Origin of the sequence: Zobellia galactanivorans, assembly GCF_000973105.1 — a bacterium.
Taxonomy (GTDB): domain Bacteria; phylum Bacteroidota; class Bacteroidia; order Flavobacteriales; family Flavobacteriaceae; genus Zobellia; species Zobellia galactanivorans.
Window position 1 is genome coordinate 3165714 of sequence record NC_015844.1, and the last position, 19916, is coordinate 3185629.

The window sequence follows — 19916 nt, forward strand, 5'->3', positions numbered from 1 at the left end:
ATAAATTATTCAATATGGGTTAGAATCTAAACCCAAATCTTACCAAAACTAATACTATGAAGTGCGAGGAAAGCTTAACGCATGGAAGCAAACAAAGATTTGAGATAAGGAATAAAATGACTTAACGAGAATTTTGTGCGGCTGAGAAAGATAAGATTTTTCGACATATATAGTTATCTCCGTCAAACCTATCATAACATTCTACTTTAATAAGATTAAAATTATAATCTTTCAGCCTGCATTTTAATAGTCTTTCCATCAGTTTTTCTTACCTATATAACTTCATATATCTATAATTTTCGAACGAGTTCCCAGCCCTCAAAAGGTATTCTTTGCATACCTAAAACGGTCATGAGCTTAAAGCTTCTTCCACTTGGATATGTATAATGTAAATCTATATTACCTTCATCCCATTCTATGAAGAAACCATGCATCGTAATGGGTTTGCTCTGTGATAGTCCTGAATCTTTTAAGGCGCAATCATACCTTTCTTTGCCCAATTCTTTTAGAAGTAGCTTTATAACCTTTAAATCTGTATGACGGAAAACAACTTTGGACATAATCCAAAACTATGGAAAATATCCAATTTAATGAATATGGGAGTTCGTTTTTTATTAACAAATTGAAAAATTACTAGAATAAGCTGCCTTGCTCGTTTAGTTCTTGGTAATCAACCTTAGTTATAGCTAATGGGGTATTAGTGTCTATCTCTCTTTTATATAAATCTCTAGATACTGGATAAGCTTCTATCTCCTTCGTTGTAAAACCTACTTTGGTCAATTCCTTTATCCCGTTGGGATTAAGATCGTGCCGTAACCAGTCAGATTCAAATTCAGTATCTAGAATTAAGGGTTGTCTTTTCTTTTTGTTGTGTATTTGTTCGAACTGTTCATTCGCCGGCATGGTCAAGATGGTACAGCTTAAAAACTCATTATCAATTTCGGTATACAGGCCAGCAAAGTAAAATAAAGAATCATCCATGTAATGGCAGAAGTAAGGATATGATTTGCCATTTACTTCATGTGGTTCATGAAACCCATCTGCTAGTATCAAACATCTTTTATCGGTTGTGGAATGCTTATAGGTATTGGATGTTAATATGGTTTCCGATTTAGCGTTGAGCGTATTGTATTTTTTCTGGAATTCCGGTATATCCTTCATCCCAAATTGAGGAATCAAGCCCCACATAGCAGGATAAATGTTTTCTGGCTCATCCATTTTGATAATATATAAATTTGGATGGGTAAAACCATTGGCACGGTAGTAAGGCTTATACTCAAAAGGAACTTGAAAACTTTTTCTAGTCATCCTCTCAATTTCCTTTTCCTTTTTCCTTAATGTGGTTGAATAACACATGTTTAAATATAACTATAAATCAACAATCACATATTTTTAAATATCACTTTATTGTAATATTATATTATAACATTTAAGGTTTATGTAAAAGTATTTTTAATACAAAATAACATTCATATTCTATATTTTTAAACCATGTCGTAGACCTGAATATTTTAATATAGCCTAAATGCGCGGCTGAGAAATATAAGATTTCTGCAGTATATCTAATATTTCCATTTTTTAGTTATATCTCCAACGTGCAACGGGCCATCGGGCCTGTTTATGTTTTTAGACTTTAGAATATTATCCGAGGGGGTGATGGAAATCCAAGCATCACCATTTTCCCTGGGCCATACACTATACGCATAGGCGGTATTCGCTTTAATGAGAATATCCCTATCAAAAGTAACATCATTATAGAAAAGGGCATCATCTGGTGTCCTAACGTTTCTGTTTTTCACTAATCTAAACCCCATTTCAGGGTGTGCCGGGGAAGTGGATTGATTTGGTGGATTTTGGATACTTAATGAGCTCAAGTAGGATTGAATTCTTTCTTTTATTCCTTCAGGATGATAAAAATCAATTATATAGTTGTCTTTTTCTCTAAGTAGGTCTATCAATCCATGGTTGTCAGCTTTGTATAATATTCTCCAATTGTTTTTGTCATTTAGTTTATTCAGCCCGGCAATTAAATGTTTAATAGTTGGAGCTTCAAGCATTTTAAGAATCAGTAACAATTCCTCTGTACTGAAGTTTTTCCAAGATTGTTCAGAGAGAGCCTGTTCAAATTTTTTGGCTCTAGTCTCCGTAAGTTTAACCTCCATCAATTCCAGTCGTTTTTTTTCGAGTTCTTCTTTTTTCTTTACACAAGTATCACACTCCCATGAGGGGTTTAAATATCGTTTTGCTTGGGTTTGCGAATTGGTCTTTAGTTCATTTCTTGTTTTACAAGAAGAGCATGTAACTGAAATAAGCAAATGGGCACATTCTTGCCCTATTTTAGAAATTTTAAGGGTTGAAAATGGCATGTTTTTGGCGATTTCAGAGGGTTTTTCTTGGAATAAACCATCTTTTATCAGCCAGTATCGGTTAGTGATTTCAAGTTCTTCAGATGATAAATCATCTTCAAATACTACTTCTATCTGGTATTTTTCTTCCATAAAAAAAGCGTGGAACTGAACCTGAAGGAACCAGAGGTATCGCCAGACACCCAGACTACCAAACAAGAACAGCCCACGCAGAACGTGGGCGTCTTGGCTTTGATATTGGTAGTCCTTAAAACTGGCGATTTTCTAGTCCCAAATCAAAAGCTAAACGCTTTTGTATTTTATGATTTTATATGTTCCTTATAAAAGTGTTTATTATTAATCGTTCAAATTTAAATAAAGGAATCCAAATTCTACCTCGATTTGTTTAGGTAATTAAGAATGCTTTCGTTGATGATAGCTTTAAGGCTTTTGTCATCTTCGATTGCTCTAGATTTTAATTGTTTTAAAATGGTCTTATCAATGTAAAAGGAAAATTGTTTTTCGTTATTCGATTGTACTTTTTCAGGAACAATTTTTTGAATGGTTTTCTTAGGTTGGGAAGCCCTTGCTTGGGCTATCAAACTATCAAATTCTGATTTTGCCATAGTATGGTTTTATTATGATTACACAGTTCTATATTTATATAATTATAGATTTATATAAGTGAAGTCAAAACTTCTTTTGTTAAGCTATCCATTTGTTTTTGTGCCTTATTGTTTTCTAAAACCCCCTGTAATAAGGTAGATCTAGTGAATGCCACTAGGTCGCTAATTTTAGTCTGGGCTATTTTTATCTGAAACGTCGATAGGCTTTTAAGAATATCGTCGGTAAGAGTGGTATTTGGCTTAATCATGTTTAGGACAATCATACTATTAGTTTTTTTTCCTTGCTCTGCTATTAGGCTGATAGTGCTATCAATCGCTAAAAGATCCAGGATGCCGGCTTTAGTTGGAATCAAAATTAAATCCGCTACTTGTAGTAATGATTTTAGTTGTTTTGATAGATACGGAGGGGTGTCAACAAAAACAAAATCCAATTCTTGGTTTTCAGTTAAGATATTTTGATTCGTAGTTATTTCAAAGCACTCTACCATTTTGGAAATTTGAGCCAAACTTCCTTGAACATCCATGTCCAAAATAGCAACCTTTGAATGTTCACTTAAATTTTGTGCCAAATTAAAAGTCAAGGTGCTTTTACCTACTCCACCTTTTTGATGGGTAATTAGTATAATTTTTGCCATACCTAGTTTCTATTTGTGTTCCATTTTAAGTATTTATCCTTGGCCTCCGGATACTCTTCAAAAAAATTTTTAAAGTGATGCATTGCTTCTTTTTGACCTTTTTCATAATAGTTAAAGTTAGCGTCAGAGCTTACCTTTATCTCGTAAATTGAATAGCTCACTAAACAAAAGGTGAATAGTAATACGGAACTTAGTAGTACTAGTAACCATCTTGGATAATGGTTTGACTTGGACAGATTTTTAGTTAATTGCGAAATTTTAGTATGTTGTTCTCTAAGAACTATGTCTTGGCTCTTTACAAACGAATTCAAAACTGAACTCATTTCGGTCATATCTGGTGATAGCTGAGTCATTTTAAGTTCATGGGAGAGATGCTTCATTTTTTCCAGTTGTAGCTTGAAATCGCTTAATTCCTCTACTAGTAATTCCGCTATGTCGTCAATTTTTGCCATGGTTATATACTTAGTCCTTTGTTAGTTATTTGTTGATTGGATTGCTGTTTAGTATTTGCAATGAAATTTGCACCTAATTCAACCACTTTGTTTGAAATTAGAGTCGTCTTGCTTCCATTCTGCAGTATATGGCCATTCCCCGCTATAGCATTGGTAATTTTGCCACCACTCATGGACCGATGTATTTCACTGCCTTTTAAGCTGATGTTTTTATATTTGAATCTGAATCCTTGAAGTTTATTACTCTTGTTGATACTAGGAATTACATCAATACCTCTCAGTTTCATCTTTTTTATATAATCATCAAGGGTTTTAGGCGAGTTTTTTCTTAGTACATGTTCGCTTAAATTGTGTATTTCTCTTCTTATTTGTTTGAGAGAATTAAGCTTTTCCACTTGAATTTCTTGAGCGGTTTTTAAATTCATTTCTAATGCAACCTGTCTAGCTGCTTCGATGCTTCGTTTTCCTATAAATCCATCAGGATAGGCTTTACCCTTAAAATCAATTCTATTTACGTACAAATGAATATGGGTGTGTGCTTTGTCCTTATGAACAAAAGCTACTGCTTGACGATTGTTCAAATTCATTCGAGCTAGAAACTTTTTTGCTATGTCACCGAGATTTTTCTTTTTTAATTTTTTGCCATCTTCTATGGTTGGACTTAAGACAAAGCTGAGAGTATTCTTTTTGCAATTTTCATTCATGTCCTGAATGATGTGAAATTCCCTGGTTAGCTCTTCTGGGGTATTGCCGGCTAGATATTCTTTTAAAACTACGATAGCGCTTTTTTCTTGGTTCCATCCATACGCCATAGAGGCACTAGTATGTGAGATGGATTTTCCTTTACCGATCATTTTTTGAAATTGTTTAAGTGTTCTCTAATTTCTTTGGCCAATGCATAAACCTCGGAAGTCAATTTTGGATTTTGTTTTCTGTACATATTACCTATCAAAGTGAAATTCCGGCTATAGGTAGAAAGCATTTTGTAGACTTCAATTTCTTCATCTGTAAGGCGTGCAGTAATTTCTTTATTAAATGCTGCTCTAAAACAAAATTCACTGAGGGAGAGTCCCGATTTTTTAGCTCTTATTTTCAATAGCTTTTTCTCGTAAATCGTACTTCTGAACTTGGTGACAACTCTTTCTTTTTTCTTCATTGGTTCTTTTTTTATTTTGCGACCATCGGGAGAAAAATCAAGATTGTGGGCCCAGCACACACATCTTGAACTCTTACTCAAAATCATTTTTTTATTTTTGCTCAACCCACCATTCGTTCAAGTCATTATAGCCTTGGTAAAAACTTGAACAGTCATGATAATTGAGTTCTTTGGTTACGAATTTTTCAGTGATTGTACGGCCTGTTTCATCTTGGTCTAAATAGAGATTTATGGTGTTGTACTTGTCTGCATAAGCATTTAATTTGCTAGCGAAAGAACAAGAATTTAGGATTAATAAGTCCGCCTTTTGTAATATTGAACTATCTAGCGATATTAAAGAGAGCATATCAAACATACCCTCAGTAACCACCAGAGAATTATGTCCATTTTGAATCAATGAGATATCCTTAGGTGAAGAACCTGATTTGAAGTATTTATTTCTCAGATCATATCCTCCGGAAATGTTCTCAACACCTATTGAAAAATATTCTTTTGAATGATTTGAATAGTGTACTTCTTTACATATTTTTCTCGCAATTTTTAAAGGTATTCTCCTTTGATTTAAATAAGCTATAAGTCCTAAATGCTGAATATCAATTACAGAAGTAATATTTATTTTGGTATCGTATATGTGTTTAAAACTTGGTTGCTGGTGAAAAGAGAAGGTGTCGCTTGAAAGTTTTTGCAAAACTTCGGAAATAGAACACCTGTAAAATTTTTGCAAAAAATCAATTATTGTGCCACGGGAGCCTGTACCATAATCGTACCAGCAGTTTTTATTAGTATTAATTTTAAACGAAGCAATTTTTTCTCCTCGAAATGGCGATATGTACCATTTGTCATATCCCCTTGTCTTTTGAGGTTCAAAGCCAAGTTTTTTTAAATATGAAACCATGTCTATTTTTTTAGCTTTTTGGCAATTCATTTCTTTTATTTTTGACTAGCAAATATTTATTGCTGTTTTAACTTCTGTTTTTTTCCATTTTCATTTTTTTACAGTAGTATTTTAGTATGCTCTGAAGCCTTTATGTCAATGGGCTCACAGATAAATGTATGAGGGTGTGTCCTTAACGAAAAGTGAGGGTGCATCCTTAATGAAGGGGGAGGGTGTATCCTTAATAGGTGAGGGTACATCCTTAATGAGTGAGGTAAAATTTTGCTGATTTTTATCAAAAGTGAGGGTGCATCCTTAATTGGTGAGGGTACATCCTTAATAAGTGAGTGCATATCCTTAATAGGTGAGGGTACATCCTTAATAGGTGAGGTTGTATCCTTAATAAGTGAGTGATGAATAAGTATTTCAGTTTTTACCAAAGTTGTAATCATGATATTTTATTTAGCTCCTTAAATAGATTCTTATATAAAAAACCTGATATGTTTTTTATTTCGCTCTGTTTAACTTTATCGTAATATTTCGCGGTTTGATTTTGGCCGAATGTACTTCTCTGGATGTTTTCCATCCATCTTTTTTTCATCTCCCCTGAACCAATTCTATTAATTAAATAAATGACTTGAGTTTCATCTAGTCCAAGTCCTTTGAAAAACTCTAAGCAGCTTAGCTCTTCTTTGTTGAGCTCATGCTTTAAAGGTTTAAATCGAAATTCAATATGAGATATTCTTCTACCTTTTTTAAATTTTCTATTTATTCTTAATTCTTTAATATCCTTACATTTTTCTGAGTTTATCCATTGAATTGCTGGCTTTAGGAAGTCTCTTTCGAAATAGCTAAACTTGGGTTGTTTGTCTTTAAACTCATAGTTTTTTTCAGGGATAAAAATAAGTTTGAGCTGGTCTTCAGGGGTTAGAGTTGTTTTCAATTCTTTGTCTATGATTTCTATATATCCTAAAATCATTTTAAGCTCTATTACGGCTATTATGCAAAATCCGGTATTCTTAAATTGTGATAGTATTTCGTAAAATTTTTTTCGTCTTGCTCCCCGAATTTTGAATACAGAGTTTTCAATTTGCGTAAATCCATTTTGTTTTTGAACTTTTCCTACGGGTGTTATTTCATTGATGTACTGAATAAGTTTTTCTTTATAGAAGAAGATTTTTCCAAAACGAGCTAATTCTATCTTTAACGTATCAGGACTGTCAGGATCTACTTGAACATTGTCCACGATATTAAATGCGATAAAAGACCTCTCAATCTTATTGTAAAAAGCTCCTCCCACATTTTTAACTTCATTAGTAAATTTGTAAAATTCAGAAAATGAATATGTGTCGTTTTTTGAAGTGCTTTTTGCATCAATATAATCGTTGAGTGAAATTTTAATAACACTTTTGGGTTTGCCAAAAAAATCTATTTTACTTTGAATTAGATAAACAATGTCCTTATGTATTTCTTTATCTAACTTGAAAAGACTTCTAGTAAAAAAGTTTGCTTGATTAAGCTGCTTATTTCGTAATTCCATGCTCTTAAAATGAAATATTTTATTGGCTAAGAATCAGTTTTCTATGCTTTAGTTGATATTCAATTGAGCATAAAACAACTGATTTATGCTCTTCTTTTGTACTTAAATTGTTTGATGGAGTTGTCCTCGTTGAAAATCTGGAAGTGATGAATCAACTTTTTTGCAGGTCCGAAATCTTCAGCTTCAATCCATCCATACTTTATATAGTTATCAATAGATTGAACAGAGCTTCGACATATGTCCGCTGCTTCTTGTCTGGTGTAGTACTTTGTAGAATAATCTTCTTTAGGAGCATTTTTAATCTCCAAAACTAGTTCTGTAAGTTTAGCTAGTTTATTGTGAATACTTAGAAAGGGATCTGTGTAGGTGCTCATATTTACATGTTTTAGAATTCGATATCCCAAAACTGCAAATAAGTAATATTTACATGCCTGACATGGCTTACAATTAAATGTTTTTTTTCATAAACTGCTTTAATTCAATGTAAAAGTCAGTTGATTTTAAATCATCAATACCGTTGTCCAGAATATATTCCTTTTTAAAATCATTCCAGTTTTGGCGCTTAATTGGTTTTGAATCTAGAAAGAATTGACGATTGATTGATTCATAATAATATCCATTCAACCTGGCAGAATATTTTGATGTTTTAATTATTTCCTCAAAGAAACATACGATAAAAATAAACCACGTTTGTTTTTCGGATGGAATAGTGTCTTTTGGAGTTTTAAGAGAAGAATACTTGAACTGTCTGTGTTCTGGAATGTAGTTTTCAAAATTTGGCAATTTCATTAGTAAGCTCTCAAAAAGTTCAAGGTTGGGTTTTCTTACCTTATTAGATAATCGCTTATTCGAAATATCTGTTTTGATTAAATCTTGTTTTAAATTTTCTTCAGGTAATGTTAAGTGATTTTTATGTGGTTTCCCGTTCTGTATTTTTATCTCGTTAATTTTATTTGGAATACATTCTGATTTGTGGAAAAAGCTCTTAGTGCTGAGTTTACGAATACTGATAATTAAGCCAATTGTAGATATTATAACTATTACTGTGGTCGAGCAATAAGTAAAGACTACATTTTCAATCGAACTATTAATTAAGCATTTGTAAAGAAATAACGGGCATAGAAAAAAAACTACTGTTAATAAAATGCGCAAGTTATCAGTCGGCTTATGGAGGACAGGAGCATTTTGAGTATACTGAGTATTGTTATTGTAAAAAGCAAAAAGTGGAACTAATCTAAAGCTTATTCGTTTAGAAAATATATAAGCATGACAAAGAGATAAAGTGAAAAGTAACGCAATTTGTACAATGAGGTAATTCATAATCTTAGCATTATTTAGTAGTAATTACCCTAAAAATACTAATTTCGAAAATAGAAACAACTTATTGAAATTGAATGGCATTGTCAACGATTCTGTCAACGCAAAATAAAAAACCCCGTAAACAAAGGGTTTACAGGGTTTAAGTGTGGAGCCGGAGGGATTCGAACCCTCGTCCAAACAAGCAATAACAGAGCTTTCTACATGTTTAGTTTCCGCTTGGTTTTCGATGTATACCTGACCGGAAACGGCCTAATATACACTTAGCTTCTTAAGGTTTTGGTGCCACTACCGAAGCAATAGTGGCCTTATGTTGACTTTTCTGGTGCCTCTAGATGAACCGCCGCCAACAAGGGCTGTTCAGAGACATCTCGCTTTCCGACCTGGTCGGAACGAGGCTAAATCCTACTATAATTCAGATTAAGCGGCAAGAGCGTAATTATTTTCGCCAATTAAAAGTGTGAAGTATGATATTAACGAGCTGTACCCCAGCGCTCGACATGCTTACAATGCCATTGGTCTCGCTGTCAAAACCAGTCGGCCCCGTAATGAGACAGCAAATCTCCGATTTGCGTAGTCGAATTGCGTCCCGACCTAGTATTACGAGCGTCGGGACCTTATTTACTATTATTTTTTCAAAGAACTACTTTGGCGTTTCCCTTTTTCGCTTTCGGCTCAAAAGGGGCGGGCTATCCGCTTTTACTCCTCGGCCCAATTCGCAAAAGCCAATAGGGCCTGTGGGGTAACCGCTACTATCCCTAACGCAAAAAATCCACTAGGGAAAAAACCACCACGGTCGGCAAAGATACCCCAAAAAGTATTCCAAAAAAAGTTTTGATAGGCTTCAATCATAAGTTACATTTGAAACCGTAGTTGACCAATAAGTTATAAAAGCCCATGATCATGAAGTTCGGAATCATTCGAGAGCGTAAAAATCCGCCCGATCGCCGTGTGGTACTATCGCCCCAGGCCTGCCAAAAAGTCCTGGCCCAACACCCCAAAGCCCAAATTGTCGTAGAACCTTCACCTATCCGCATTTTTTCCGATGACGATTATAGGGCCCAAGGCATCGAGGTAGCTTCCAAAATGGAAGAATGCGACGTGCTTCTGGGCGTAAAGGAAGTACCCATCAACCATTTGATTCCCAATAAAAAATACTTCTTCTTTTCCCATACCATCAAACAACAGCCCTACAATAAAGACTTGCTTCGGGCCGTACTCGAAAAGAACATAGAACTCTACGACCATGAGGTCATTATCAATGCCAAAGAACAACGCCTAGTGGCCTTCGGTCGCTATGCCGGTATTGTCGGGGCGTATAACGGACTCCGTACATACGGGCTCAAATACGACCTGTATCAACTGCCCAAGGCCGAAAACTTGGCCAATCAGCAAGAACTGATCCAAGAACTGAATAAAATACAGCTGCCCAACATCAAGATCATCTTGACGGGTAGGGGCAGGGTCGGCAACGGCGCACGGGAAATGCTCGATGCCATGAATATCAGAAAAGTAAACGTTACCCAATATCTGGAAGAAACTTTTAAAGAACCGGTGTATTGCCAGATAGATGCTTCCGATTACAACAAACGTAAAGATGGGGTACGGGGCAATAAGGCCGACTTTTTTGCCCATCCCGAAGAATACAAAAGTAACTTTTACCGGTTTGCACGGGTTTCCGATTTTTTTATTGCCGGACACTTTTACGGTCAGGGGGCACCCTATCTTTTTACCCGTGAAGATGCCAAGAAAGGTGATTTTAAAATAAGGGTAGTCGCCGATATAAGCTGCGATATCGATGGGCCCGTGGCTACCACCATCAGACCTTCGACCATTGCGGACCCCATCTATGGCTACGATCCCGTTTCGGAGTCTGAAACCGACTTTAAAAACGAATCGGCCATAGCGGTTATGGCCGTTGATAACTTGCCCTGCGAAATTCCACAAGATGCTAGCGAAGGCTTTGGGCAGGCATTTATAAAAAACGTGATTCCCGCCTTTTTCAATGGAGATAAAGATGGCGTCTTAGAACGGGCAAGAATGACGAAAAACGGAAAGCTTACCGCGCGTTACGCCTATTTGTCCGATTACGTGTCGCACTGATCCAAGAATTAAAAGGTCTTCCTTTGTCGTTGCGGTCTCTACGAAAATCACAAATCGGCATGGCGCCCATGGTAAAAAAGGACTAATCGATGACGATCTTCCACTCAATGATCGGTTGTTGTCTCGGTGCGGTAAAACAACCCAAGGCCTTCAGCTTTAAAACGATTTCGGTCTTGGTATCCAAGGTTTTTACCAACAATCGCTTGGTTTCACCGGCCGGTATTTCAAACACTGGCGAACTGTCATAAAAGCTGTATTCCATTTGGTTCTCAAAAAGCAGGTCGCTGCTACTGATGTTTTTTAACTGAAGTTCCAGTACTTGCGATTTTGAACGGTATTCCGCTTTACCGATCGCTATACTTTTCTGTAGTAAAGGCTTTAGGTATTCGGCCTTGCCCACCATAAGGTCGTTGTAAACGGCAACGGTTCTACCCGCGAATAGGGCTTCCTTTAGGCCTTCCATGGTCTTGTCTTCGGCAAAGACCAAGGTAATGGGCCTATGGTTTCCTTTTTCGGTATAGTCCCAATCAATGAGTCCGTGAATATCACTGGTGCCCATAATGGTCAGATCGTTTTCCAAGGCCAAGGTCAAGGCTTCCTCTGAATAATCTACGGTATTTATGACCTCAATACCATGTAGTTCGCCCTTCTTGATGCGTTTTTCCTGAAAGTCGCTTAAGATTGGGGTGCCTTTAGGACTTTGGGCGTACCACGCAGGGTGGTTCCAAAAGACAAAGGCTCCTTGTTTTTTGGCTTCGGAAAAGGCTTTTTCGGCCTTGTCTACATTCAATTGGTTGGCATCCTTTATAAATATCGCATTGTTATGGCCCACGGGAGCCGAACGGGTGATTTCGGAACCGTGTACAATCAATAGATTGTGTGATTTGGCTTCGGCCAAGGCCAGGGCGTAAGAACGGTTCCGGTCGGGGTGTGGAATATCTTCTTTATGGGGTTGGTATTCCAGGTGTTCGGTCAGTGATATGGCATCTAGGTTTTCCCTTAGGGCCTCCTGTACGCGAATGGTCGGCCACACCTTTCCATCCGAAAAAACGGTGTGCTGGTGCAAATCGGTCTTTAGCGTTTTGTAACCCTCGATATCCGGATAGCTCATAGGTTTTGCCCCGGCGTGCGAATGTGTTTGCGAATAGCTTTGTTGAAATATAATCAGAAGGATTACAAGGGCCCGTTTTTTCATGGTGTGGATTTATGTTGCTAAATTATACAACAAGAATCGGAACCTATTACCTCTAGTATTAAGTAAACTTAAACTTTCGGGTTGCTTACGGTTAAGGTGCCATGGCCCCGTAAAAACGGCTTAAGCGCCCAGAACGAGACCCAAATAAAACTTCCGAAACCAAAAATCCATAACCAGGCATCGACTAAGAACAAGGAGTTAAAAAGGCTTTCGGCCAAGACCAAGGGCTTGGTGACAATGTCCCACGAGTTAAAACGTAGAAAGCGGCCCAGAAAAATGCCATACCCGCTCAGCAAGCTCACAAAAAGTAGGATGGCGTTGGCCAGAACGGGGTGGTTTCTTTTTCTTAGATAGCTGAAAACATCCATCATAGAGAGCACGCCTAATATCAATCCGTTTAGCGAAAAAACAAAAAACAACAAAAGGTCGAGCCAAAAGGTAGGCCTAGCAGAGTCTAAATGCACAAAGTCGGTAATGATATAGGGGCTGTTGGGCAAAAAAAGTACCCATAGGAACAAGATAACAATACGTAAGGCCCTTGATTTTTGTACCTGTACATTGAAAAGGAATTGCTTCGATAAAAAAAGGGGAACGAGGGCCAAAAAAAGGTTCCACAACAAAAAGGTAAAGTCGATAGATTGGGTCCAATATACCCTTAGGGCTAAAAGTGCCGTACCCAATGCCGTCAGTAAGAGGAGTTTTTTGTGGAACAGATTGTTTTTTAAAGCGCTGGGAATCATGGAATAAAAAAGGGATTTAGTCTATGTTATAGAACGGGAGGGAACTATATTTGTTGTTGATACTACGAATTTTAGCCCATGAACCCTGCAGAAAACTACATCCTCGATCAGCCGGAACCCTTTAGGGGTATTTTGTTGCATTTGCAATCGGTCATTGAGCGAACCGTTCCCGATGTCGATTTAAAGTTCAAATATAAAATTCCCTTCTATTATATCAATGGAAGTCCCTTTTGTTATTTGAACCAAAGCAAAAATTATATTGATCTGGGGTTTTGGAAGGCGGCCCACCTGACCGTTCACCAAGAACTTATGATTACCGAGGGGCGCAAAGTCATGAAGTCCTTGCGCTATACTTCATTGGAAAGTGTTAACGATTCCGTGCTTACGGAAGTCCTAAAGGAAGCATACGCCGTACGCAACGCTAAATTTTATAGGTGATCAGCCTACCGAAATGGTTTTGGTTTTCGCTTTTTTGAGATGGGCTTTTTTTGGTTTTTGTCTTGATTTCATATAGACCCATAGCCCTGCAGTCGATAGGAAAATCCATAGTAAATCGACCAGTAGAATATCATGTTTTCCCTCGGCCATGGCGACCCAGGGCCAATTGCCCGAAACCATACCGTTGGTTATGGGAACAAAGAATCCTAAAATGCTTCCCCATAACAAACAATACCTATGGGTGAGGCCGTTGTTTTTCCTTAAGATAAAATAAACCGATAAAAGCAACCATCCTAAGAAATAGCAGTAATAGATCATTGTTTTTCCTTCGGCATCAAAGGCCTTTACCATAATAAAAGTGAAGGCGGTTATAGGATACATACTTAGGCAAATGGCCAAATAGTAGCGTACCACGCCTTCGTTAAAATGTCTTTTCTTTTCCGGAAGGTTCTTTTTGTCGCGGGCCGTAAGCCATATTAAAACTCCCGAGATGATCACAAAACAGGAAACCAGTCCTAAAATAAATGAAATCACCCTTAGGCCATAGCCGGCATAGTCGCCAAAATGAAGCCTGAAGAGCATGTTCTTTACCCCGTCTAGATACGAGCTGGTGCCCGTGGGATCTTTGACTACCGTACTACTTCCGTCGAGGGCTTTGTAAATAATGTGGCCGACGCCGTTTAGTTTGCTCTTATAGTCCATTTGCCCGTTTACCGAAACCTGCATGTTGGTGTCGCCATAGTTGAAAATATGTACTTCGGTGACCATGAAATCCTTCCATTTCTCTTGGGTTTCGGCTATGAGCCCGTCAATATTCGGAATGTGCCGTAAGGGCTTATGGTCGGCTTCAAATACGGGATGGCCGTATTCTAGTTCCTCATACATTTTTGTTTGGTCTCCCTTATAGAGGGTGAGTACACTGGGGGCCACTACTATGAGCTTCAACATAAAAAAAGCCCCGGTTACCGCATAGACCAGTTGAAAGGGCAGGCCAATGACACCAAGGGCCGTATGGGCGTCGGTCCACAGTGTTTTCATCTTGGCCCATGGCCTGAAAAGATAAAAGTTCGGAATGATTTTTTTCCAGTGAACGATTATGCCCGTAACGATAGCAAAGAGAAAAAAGAAAGCCACAAAACCTGAAAGGTAATACCCGAAAGGATAGGGGATTTGCGCAAAGAAATGCAGGCGGTACAAGAATTCACCTAATGAATAGTTACCGATATAATCGGTTGTACCCAGATCATGGGTGTCTAAATAAAAAAATGCCCTGGCCCTTTCGGTCTCAGACAACAGGGTGTCTTTTGAAGCCCCTAGGTTTACACTTATTTTGCGTTCGTTGTAATAGTGCCGAAATTCAATGTCCCTGCCTTGTAGAGGTTTTTCGGAGGCCAGACTGTCGAGAACGGGGCTGATCGGTACCGATATTTTGTCTTTGATGCTTACTTTATGGCCGCGTTGCCAATTGGCAATCTCGTCCCTGAAAAATGAAAAGGACCCCGCAAAAAAAATGACGTAAAGCGCTACACTGATAACTATGCCGCTCACCGTATGGGTGTGAAGTAAAATGTTGTAAGTTCTTTGGCCCATAAATTTTATGTAGTTAGGGGGTAAAGCGACTGCCCTATGTAGATGGCAACACCGCAAATAAGAATAATGATGAGGTATAATCCCCATAGCTTCCAGCCGTTCTTGGCCAAAAAACCCAAGATCATCAAGGCCGCCCACAACAGGAATAAGGTATAGCTAGCGGTAATAAGCACGGTGGCCCGGTCTAGCCATGCGGCCAAGGCCAAATGGAATAGAACGGAAACAAGATAGCCCCCGAGAATGGCAGCGCTTATCTTGGCGAATCGCTGCCATTTGGATGTAGTGAGGTATTTGGGGTTTGCCGGCATCGGGTTAAAAGATTAGTAATTCTAGACAGAATGAAATTGAAAACAAGGCCAGCAGGCCCCATCTTCCGATGACCCGTAAGGGGGTGATGCATATGGTAAGGCTTCCAATGGTCATCAACATGATCGATCCAAGTAAAAGTCCTGCTCCCCAACCGTATTGGATACCCGTACTAAGAAGGGAAAGAACCACAAGGGAACTTCCTGCGGCCTTAGCGGTCAACTTGTGTTGTTGTACCCATGTGATTCCCAACATTTGTTGGTTGTGGGGCATCCTTTCGGAAGAGGCGTACAATTGAAAAAAACCTAGGAAAAAGAGTAGACTCAATAAAGTAATCATAGTTTTTGGCTATTGTTTTTTTAGGGGAATACAATAGGTGGCACAATGCCAAATGAATTCGTAATCAAGGCCCTTGTACGTTCCGGGTACGGTTTCGTTATAGGTGGCCTCGACCGTATATTTTGTGGGCCATGGCAGTTGAAATGAGATCTTTCCGTCTTGGTCCGTGCTCAGTTTTTTTGACCATAGATCGGAGACAAAGATGCTTACTTCGTTTTCGGCCAAAGGCTTGCCCTTGAAAAGTAATTGAAGGCTGACTTCCTTCGAAACCCCATATGGATCAGGACTGACATCTATAATTTCAATACCGTCTACATTGGTTTTGGCAATTGCAGCGGGTTTTTTGTCCACAACAACTTTGGCCTTGGCGTGGTATTGTGGCTTGAATATGCCAAAATCGTACTGGGTAAAGTCCAATACCTTCATATCCTTATTGTCCAATGCCAAGGTGTAGGTGCCTTTTTGGTTAGGGGTAAAACTGGCCGCGTAAAAGTCGTCTTTGGCGGAAATCGGCAGGGTGGTTTTGGTACCGTCGGGAGCGATCAGCCATAAGCTAAAGTTGCTTACGCCCTTAAAAGCGTCTCCCTGAACTTTTTCAATAACACCATAGGTGTATTCCCCGAAGCGCACTTTTATCTGGTGCTCTTGGTTCAATTGCCCCTGTGGTGCGGCTTCGATCCATAAATAGTGCGAAAAGATAGGGGAGGTCGATAAAAGCAATACGAGTAAGGTGATGATTTTTTTCATTTTTATAGGGATTAAAGATTACAAGAAAAAGGGATAAAGTGCCCTTGACGAAAATCACGTTCAAGGGCACTGCAAACAAACTAACTCAACTCAAAAAAGCTTGTAGCTTACCGTAAGGCGTCCATTGATACCGGGTTCTGATTGCCAGTATAGATAGGTGCCATAGTTAGAACCGGAATACAGATATTCATCCAATAGGTTGTTGATGTTCAGTTGAACCTTCAATTTGTTGTTTTTCCACGATAGTGCCCCGTCCAATCTGAAGTAATCGGGCAAGTCGGTTTGGTTGTCCGCACCCCATGACCATGACGAACGGTCAACTTGGTATTGGTAACCCAGTGAAATACCGAAACCCTTTAAGGAAGAAGAGGTATTGAACTGGTAGTTCAACCAGCCATTGGTTACATGCTTGGCATAGCCGGCCATTCTCTTACCGATGTTTTCGGCGTTGGTGTCTTCCGTTATCTCAACATGGGTATTGGCGTAATTGAGCACCACGTTCAGTTCAGGGCTTACTTGGCCTTGGAGGTCAAATTCGATTCCCTTGGATTGTATCTCGCCCAGTTGAATGGAGAAATTGGGATTTTCCGGGTCGCCGACCAATACATTTTGTTTGGTTATTTGGTAGGCCCCTAGCGAAGTTTTTAGCCTTCCGTCAAAAAACGACTTTTTAAGTCCCCCTTCAATATCAATGGCATCTACGGGGTCAAAGGTTTCACCTGAAAAGCTTACGCCGCTTTGGCCGATAAAAGATTGGTCGTAAAGGCCGTATGCGGCAAGTGTTGGTAGAATGTCGATGCTTATTCCGGCCCGAGGGGTGAATTTTTGGTCTTGTTCGTCTTTGCCTTCGGTGGCCAGTTGGGTATATCTTCCGGCAAGGGTCAGGCGAATTCGGTTATCGAGAAACCCGATTTCATCTTGGACGTAATAGGCCTTTGTAATCGCCCCATACATATAGGGTTGCCCGCCATTTCTGTTTTGTAAGGCCAATGAGCGGTCAAAACTGGGCGATGGGGTATTGTCATAAACCGGATTGTAGATATTGAAAGGTGTAGCCGTGTCGATATCGAAAGCTTGGTAAAAATCGGCTAGGTAATGTTTTTGGGTGTAATCGAAGCCCCCTAGAACCGAGTGGTTTATGGCCCCTGTTTTAAAATCGCCATAAAGGTAGGCCTGAAAGTATTTGCCGGTAGAGAGGGCGTCCCAAAGGCTAATATATCGGTGGGTGTCACCATTTTCCGCTATATCCCTTAGCCAAAAGGAATTGCCTTCCTGGTCATAACGCAAATAGGCAAATTGACTTTCTATGGTCCAATGGTCCGATAGGTTGTGACTGAGGTTGGTGAAGAAGGTTACTTCTTGAATATCGGTTACCGGATAATTGTTGTCGGTAAATTTAAAGTTACGGTCAAGGCTTGCATAACCATCTGGGGTAGGGGCAAAGACGTAAGACGAGCCGATAAAGCTTTCCGCCTGTTGTAAGTTCAATTCGGTGGTAATAATGGTTTTGTCGGAAAAGCGATAGCTTAACGAGGGCGCAATACCATAGCGTGATGCATCTTCGTTACCTCGGTGCGAATCGGAGGTTTGGTACATGCCGTTCAAACGGAACAATAATTTTTCGTCGTCGGTCAGTTTGCCTCCTAGGTCTATCGTTCCGCGATAGTTGTCGAAGCTTCCGGCAGTAAATGACAACTCGGCAATTTTACTGGCGGTGGGCTTTTTGGTGACTACATTGTAAAATCCACCAGGCTCGCCCGCCGACATCATAAAACCGGCAGGGCCTTTTACAAATTCTATACGGTCTACCGTATTCATGTCTTCCGATAAAGGTCCCCAAGTGTCTTGGACGTTAATACCGTTCCTGAATGCGGGCAAACGAAACCCCCTCATATTGACACGGGCAAAATGCCCCCAGTGTTCGATCATGGTCACACCGCTGACATTTCTGATCACGCCTTCCATAATATTGGTGGCCTGTTGATCTTTTAGTAACTCGGAGTTAATGACCTGTATGTTTTGAGGTAGTTTGGCGAGTTCGGTTTTCAATCGCAATGAAGTGGAAGGTTCGCGGTTAATGTATTTGTTATTGCCATTACCGTTGACAACTACCTCGTCCAATGACTCTACCAATTCTTCCAAAACGATTTTTGGCAAGGAGGTCGTCGTGTTCGCTTGTATAGTGATGTTCTTTTTGAAGGTTTGGTAGCCTAGTTCCGATATCTTTAAAGTATAGCCTCCTGAAGGGATGTCTTTTAGAACAAAATGACCGTTGATGTCAGATGTAGTGCCGTAGTTTGTTTTCACGAGTGTCACATGGGCATAAGGCAAGGGGGTTCCGTCGCTCACGCTAAGGGTTCCTTCTAGGGAACCGGTTTGGGCAAATGCTCCAAAGGTTAAGGTGAGGAATAATTGGAGCATGTAAATCTTTTTCATAAAATATTGCTATTTAAATTTAGTCTAAATAAATTTGATGCAAATGTAAGTTGTGAAATTGTATAAGGAATGACGCCAAATGGAGAAAAAAAGACGCGATTTGCCAACTGTGAAATTTTGCCGAAAAACCTCGATTCGGAGGCTAAGATGGCGGCTTATCTGACGGGGGATAAAGAGGGTTGTACGCTGTGTGGTGTTCGGCTTTGGAAGGCTTATATCAAGGCTGAATTTGGTGTGGGGCGGATAAGTTGTAAAACCTTTCCGGACTTTTCGGTGGTCATTGCGCGTTGTAAATTCATGAAAGATGTGATCTGCTACCCGAAGCAAAATGGGAAAGGTATACGTCTTTCGTTTTTGTTAAAAGGACAAAAGATCTTTTCGGAACCCACATGGCATGAAGATTTCTACCAAGAAGGTCATGATTGCTATATGACCTGCTTTCAGAATTTTGAAGGTTTTGTGCGTATTGCCGGAAACAAGAATTATAAAGAAATAGTGGTTTTATTGTCTCGATCGTTTTTAGAGGATAACGAGTTTTTAAAGGATGAGGCCTTTACGGTGTTTCGGGACAAGGTGCGTATGGTGCCCATTACACCCAGTATACAGGCGACTTTAAAGGTGTTGGAGTCACATCAAATAAAGGGGCCAGCCGATAGGCTTTTTCTAAAAGCCAAGGTTTTGGAACTATTGGCCGAACAGTTCAACAATTACACACGCTTCCGCTCCCTTCCTGAAACCCCAAGGGTGGGGGAGTCCCTTAAAAAAGTATATGCGGTGAAGCAACATTTGGAAAACAACCTTCACAAAAACTTTTCGGTACAGGAACTGTGCAAGATCTTCGGGTTGAACGGGCAAAGCTTGAAAGCCGATTTTAAACGGATTTTCGGAGCCTCGGTCACGGTCTATGTTCAGGCCAAAAAAATGGAAAAGGCACAGATGCTTTTAGATAATACCGAACTTATGGTCTATGAGGTAGCCGAAGAGGTAGGGTATAAAAACGCAACCCATTTCAGTGCGGCCTTTAAACGTCATTTCGGAAAGACTCCCAAGCAATACAAGAATGTAGTTTAGATCAAC

At 39.3% G+C, this 19916-nt stretch carries 23 protein-coding genes and 1 other RNA gene; 3 read left to right on the top strand and 21 right to left on the bottom strand.

What is annotated here, in order from left to right; all coding sequences use genetic code 11:
- Positions 1-290: 290 nt before the first annotated feature.
- The 14 genes from ZOBGAL_RS12780 to ZOBGAL_RS23575 form a co-directional block, all read right to left on the bottom strand.
- On the bottom strand, positions 291-560 hold the full coding sequence (locus tag ZOBGAL_RS12780; protein ID WP_013994046.1) for a hypothetical protein: 270 nt from the start codon (positions 558-560) through the stop codon (positions 291-293).
- A gap of 73 nt (positions 561-633) precedes the next feature.
- Positions 634-1356, bottom strand: a complete 723-nt coding sequence (locus tag ZOBGAL_RS12785; RefSeq protein WP_013994047.1) for an SOS response-associated peptidase — start codon at positions 1354-1356, stop codon at positions 634-636.
- Positions 1357-1562: 206 nt separating this feature from the next.
- Positions 1563-2498 carry a hypothetical protein gene (locus tag ZOBGAL_RS12790; RefSeq protein ID WP_013994048.1) on the bottom strand — a complete coding sequence of 312 codons (936 nt, stop codon included), beginning with the start codon at positions 2496-2498 and terminating at the stop codon, positions 1563-1565.
- A 239-nt stretch (positions 2499-2737) separates the two neighbouring features.
- On the bottom strand, positions 2738-2971 hold the full coding sequence (locus ZOBGAL_RS12800; RefSeq protein ID WP_013994049.1) for a hypothetical protein: 234 nt from the start codon (positions 2969-2971) through the stop codon (positions 2738-2740).
- A 50-nt stretch (positions 2972-3021) separates the two neighbouring features.
- Positions 3022-3606, bottom strand: a complete 585-nt coding sequence (locus ZOBGAL_RS12805) for a ParA family protein (RefSeq protein WP_013994050.1) — start codon at positions 3604-3606, stop codon at positions 3022-3024.
- Positions 3607-3608: 2 nt separating this feature from the next.
- Positions 3609-4058, bottom strand: coding sequence for a DUF6730 family protein (locus ZOBGAL_RS12810; protein ID WP_013994051.1), 450 nt, complete (start codon positions 4056-4058; stop codon positions 3609-3611).
- A gap of 2 nt (positions 4059-4060) precedes the next feature.
- On the bottom strand, positions 4061-4912 hold the full coding sequence (locus ZOBGAL_RS12815) for a relaxase/mobilization nuclease domain-containing protein (RefSeq protein WP_013994052.1): 852 nt from the start codon (positions 4910-4912) through the stop codon (positions 4061-4063).
- Entirely contained in the window at positions 4909-5214 is a 306-nt protein-coding gene (gene mbpA / locus ZOBGAL_RS12820) for a mobilization protein MbpA (protein WP_046287920.1), read from the bottom strand. The genes ZOBGAL_RS12815 and mbpA overlap by 4 nt, the downstream gene beginning before the upstream one ends.
- A 91-nt stretch (positions 5215-5305) precedes the next feature.
- The gene (locus ZOBGAL_RS12825) at positions 5306-6139 is read right to left on the bottom strand and encodes a toprim domain-containing protein (protein ID WP_013994054.1); all 834 of its coding nucleotides are present in this window, start codon (positions 6137-6139) and stop codon (positions 5306-5308) included.
- A gap of 397 nt (positions 6140-6536) precedes the next feature.
- A complete protein-coding gene (locus tag ZOBGAL_RS12830; protein WP_013994056.1) occupies positions 6537-7628 on the bottom strand; it encodes a replication initiation protein in 1092 nt (363 codons plus the stop codon).
- An 83-nt stretch (positions 7629-7711) separates the two neighbouring features.
- A complete protein-coding gene (locus ZOBGAL_RS12835) occupies positions 7712-8002 on the bottom strand; it encodes a hypothetical protein (RefSeq protein ID WP_013994057.1) in 291 nt (96 codons plus the stop codon).
- Positions 8003-8075: 73 nt separating this feature from the next.
- The gene (locus ZOBGAL_RS12840) at positions 8076-8948 is read right to left on the bottom strand and encodes a hypothetical protein (protein WP_013994058.1); all 873 of its coding nucleotides are present in this window, start codon (positions 8946-8948) and stop codon (positions 8076-8078) included.
- A gap of 143 nt (positions 8949-9091) precedes the next feature.
- Positions 9092-9490: a transfer-messenger RNA gene (gene ssrA / locus ZOBGAL_RS23075) on the bottom strand.
- A gap of 154 nt (positions 9491-9644) precedes the next feature.
- Positions 9645-9797 (bottom strand): hypothetical protein, encoded by a 153-nt coding sequence (locus ZOBGAL_RS23575; RefSeq protein WP_013994059.1) that lies wholly within the window; start codon positions 9795-9797, stop codon positions 9645-9647.
- Positions 9798-9848: 51 nt separating this feature from the next.
- Here ZOBGAL_RS23575 and ZOBGAL_RS12845 point away from each other — a divergent pair, with 51 nt between their 5' ends.
- Positions 9849-11048 (top strand): NAD(P)-dependent oxidoreductase, encoded by a 1200-nt coding sequence (locus ZOBGAL_RS12845; RefSeq protein WP_046287921.1) that lies wholly within the window; start codon positions 9849-9851, stop codon positions 11046-11048.
- 82 nt (positions 11049-11130) lie between these two features.
- On the opposite strand, the gene ZOBGAL_RS12850 is transcribed toward ZOBGAL_RS12845, so the two are convergent.
- Complete coding sequence (locus ZOBGAL_RS12850; protein ID WP_013994061.1) at positions 11131-12243, bottom strand: Sb-PDE family phosphodiesterase; 1113 nt, start codon at positions 12241-12243, stop codon at positions 11131-11133.
- Between the two features lie 68 nt (positions 12244-12311).
- Positions 12312-12983 (bottom strand): DUF1361 domain-containing protein, encoded by a 672-nt coding sequence (locus ZOBGAL_RS12855; protein WP_013994062.1) that lies wholly within the window; start codon positions 12981-12983, stop codon positions 12312-12314.
- A 78-nt stretch (positions 12984-13061) separates the two neighbouring features.
- On the opposite strand from ZOBGAL_RS12855, the gene ZOBGAL_RS12860 reads away from it, so the two are divergent.
- Entirely contained in the window at positions 13062-13421 is a 360-nt protein-coding gene (locus tag ZOBGAL_RS12860; protein ID WP_013994063.1) for a DUF1801 domain-containing protein, read from the top strand.
- On the opposite strand, the gene ZOBGAL_RS12865 is transcribed toward ZOBGAL_RS12860, so the two are convergent.
- The 5 genes from ZOBGAL_RS12865 to ZOBGAL_RS12885 form a co-directional block, all read right to left on the bottom strand.
- Positions 13422-15011, bottom strand: a complete 1590-nt coding sequence (locus ZOBGAL_RS12865; protein ID WP_013994064.1) for a PepSY-associated TM helix domain-containing protein — start codon at positions 15009-15011, stop codon at positions 13422-13424.
- Positions 15012-15016: 5 nt separating this feature from the next.
- A complete protein-coding gene (locus ZOBGAL_RS12870) occupies positions 15017-15319 on the bottom strand; it encodes a hypothetical protein (protein ID WP_013994065.1) in 303 nt (100 codons plus the stop codon).
- Positions 15320-15323: 4 nt separating this feature from the next.
- Positions 15324-15656 (bottom strand): hypothetical protein, encoded by a 333-nt coding sequence (locus tag ZOBGAL_RS12875; protein ID WP_013994066.1) that lies wholly within the window; start codon positions 15654-15656, stop codon positions 15324-15326.
- A 9-nt stretch (positions 15657-15665) separates the two neighbouring features.
- Positions 15666-16403, bottom strand: coding sequence for a DUF4198 domain-containing protein (locus ZOBGAL_RS12880; protein ID WP_013994067.1), 738 nt, complete (start codon positions 16401-16403; stop codon positions 15666-15668).
- A gap of 90 nt (positions 16404-16493) precedes the next feature.
- Entirely contained in the window at positions 16494-18839 is a 2346-nt protein-coding gene (locus ZOBGAL_RS12885) for a TonB-dependent receptor (RefSeq protein ID WP_013994068.1), read from the bottom strand.
- Between the two features lie 69 nt (positions 18840-18908).
- Between ZOBGAL_RS12885 and ZOBGAL_RS12890 the strand changes: the two genes are divergently transcribed.
- Positions 18909-19910 (top strand): helix-turn-helix domain-containing protein, encoded by a 1002-nt coding sequence (locus ZOBGAL_RS12890; protein WP_013994069.1) that lies wholly within the window; start codon positions 18909-18911, stop codon positions 19908-19910.
- The last annotated feature ends 6 nt before the right edge of the window (positions 19911-19916 follow it).

What these genes read in the sequence shown, in the direction of transcription:
- ZOBGAL_RS12885 (WP_013994068.1), bottom strand. Translation starts at nt 18,839, where the DNA reads ATGAAAAAGATTTACATGCTCCAATTATTCCTCACCTTAACCTTTGGA.
- ZOBGAL_RS12880 (WP_013994067.1), bottom strand. Translation starts at nt 16,403, where the DNA reads ATGAAAAAAATCATCACCTTACTCGTATTGCTTTTATCGACCTCCCCT.
- ZOBGAL_RS12870 (WP_013994065.1), bottom strand. Translation starts at nt 15,319, where the DNA reads ATGCCGGCAAACCCCAAATACCTCACTACATCCAAATGGCAGCGATTC.
- ZOBGAL_RS12860 (WP_013994063.1), top strand. Translation starts at nt 13,062, where the DNA reads ATGAACCCTGCAGAAAACTACATCCTCGATCAGCCGGAACCCTTTAGG.
- ZOBGAL_RS12850 (WP_013994061.1), bottom strand. Translation starts at nt 12,243, where the DNA reads ATGAAAAAACGGGCCCTTGTAATCCTTCTGATTATATTTCAACAAAGC.
- mbpA (WP_046287920.1), bottom strand. Translation starts at nt 5,214, where the DNA reads ATGAAGAAAAAAGAAAGAGTTGTCACCAAGTTCAGAAGTACGATTTAC.
- ZOBGAL_RS12855 (WP_013994062.1), bottom strand. Translation starts at nt 12,983, where the DNA reads ATGATTCCCAGCGCTTTAAAAAACAATCTGTTCCACAAAAAACTCCTC.
- ZOBGAL_RS12845 (WP_046287921.1), top strand. Translation starts at nt 9,849, where the DNA reads ATGAAGTTCGGAATCATTCGAGAGCGTAAAAATCCGCCCGATCGCCGT.
- ZOBGAL_RS12805 (WP_013994050.1), bottom strand. Translation starts at nt 3,606, where the DNA reads ATGGCAAAAATTATACTAATTACCCATCAAAAAGGTGGAGTAGGTAAA.
- ZOBGAL_RS12785 (WP_013994047.1), bottom strand. Translation starts at nt 1,356, where the DNA reads ATGTGTTATTCAACCACATTAAGGAAAAAGGAAAAGGAAATTGAGAGG.
- ZOBGAL_RS12810 (WP_013994051.1), bottom strand. Translation starts at nt 4,058, where the DNA reads ATGGCAAAAATTGACGACATAGCGGAATTACTAGTAGAGGAATTAAGC.
- ZOBGAL_RS12825 (WP_013994054.1), bottom strand. Translation starts at nt 6,139, where the DNA reads ATGAATTGCCAAAAAGCTAAAAAAATAGACATGGTTTCATATTTAAAA.
- ZOBGAL_RS12875 (WP_013994066.1), bottom strand. Translation starts at nt 15,656, where the DNA reads ATGATTACTTTATTGAGTCTACTCTTTTTCCTAGGTTTTTTTCAATTG.
- ZOBGAL_RS12865 (WP_013994064.1), bottom strand. Translation starts at nt 15,011, where the DNA reads ATGGGCCAAAGAACTTACAACATTTTACTTCACACCCATACGGTGAGC.
- ZOBGAL_RS12835 (WP_013994057.1), bottom strand. Translation starts at nt 8,002, where the DNA reads ATGAGCACCTACACAGATCCCTTTCTAAGTATTCACAATAAACTAGCT.
- ZOBGAL_RS12780 (WP_013994046.1), bottom strand. Translation starts at nt 560, where the DNA reads ATGTCCAAAGTTGTTTTCCGTCATACAGATTTAAAGGTTATAAAGCTA.
- ZOBGAL_RS12890 (WP_013994069.1), top strand. Translation starts at nt 18,909, where the DNA reads ATGACGCCAAATGGAGAAAAAAAGACGCGATTTGCCAACTGTGAAATT.
- ZOBGAL_RS12830 (WP_013994056.1), bottom strand. Translation starts at nt 7,628, where the DNA reads ATGGAATTACGAAATAAGCAGCTTAATCAAGCAAACTTTTTTACTAGA.
- ZOBGAL_RS12840 (WP_013994058.1), bottom strand. Translation starts at nt 8,948, where the DNA reads ATGAATTACCTCATTGTACAAATTGCGTTACTTTTCACTTTATCTCTT.
- ZOBGAL_RS23575 (WP_013994059.1), bottom strand. Translation starts at nt 9,797, where the DNA reads ATGATTGAAGCCTATCAAAACTTTTTTTGGAATACTTTTTGGGGTATC.
- ZOBGAL_RS12790 (WP_013994048.1), bottom strand. Translation starts at nt 2,498, where the DNA reads ATGGAAGAAAAATACCAGATAGAAGTAGTATTTGAAGATGATTTATCA.
- ZOBGAL_RS12800 (WP_013994049.1), bottom strand. Translation starts at nt 2,971, where the DNA reads ATGGCAAAATCAGAATTTGATAGTTTGATAGCCCAAGCAAGGGCTTCC.
- ZOBGAL_RS12815 (WP_013994052.1), bottom strand. Translation starts at nt 4,912, where the DNA reads ATGATCGGTAAAGGAAAATCCATCTCACATACTAGTGCCTCTATGGCG.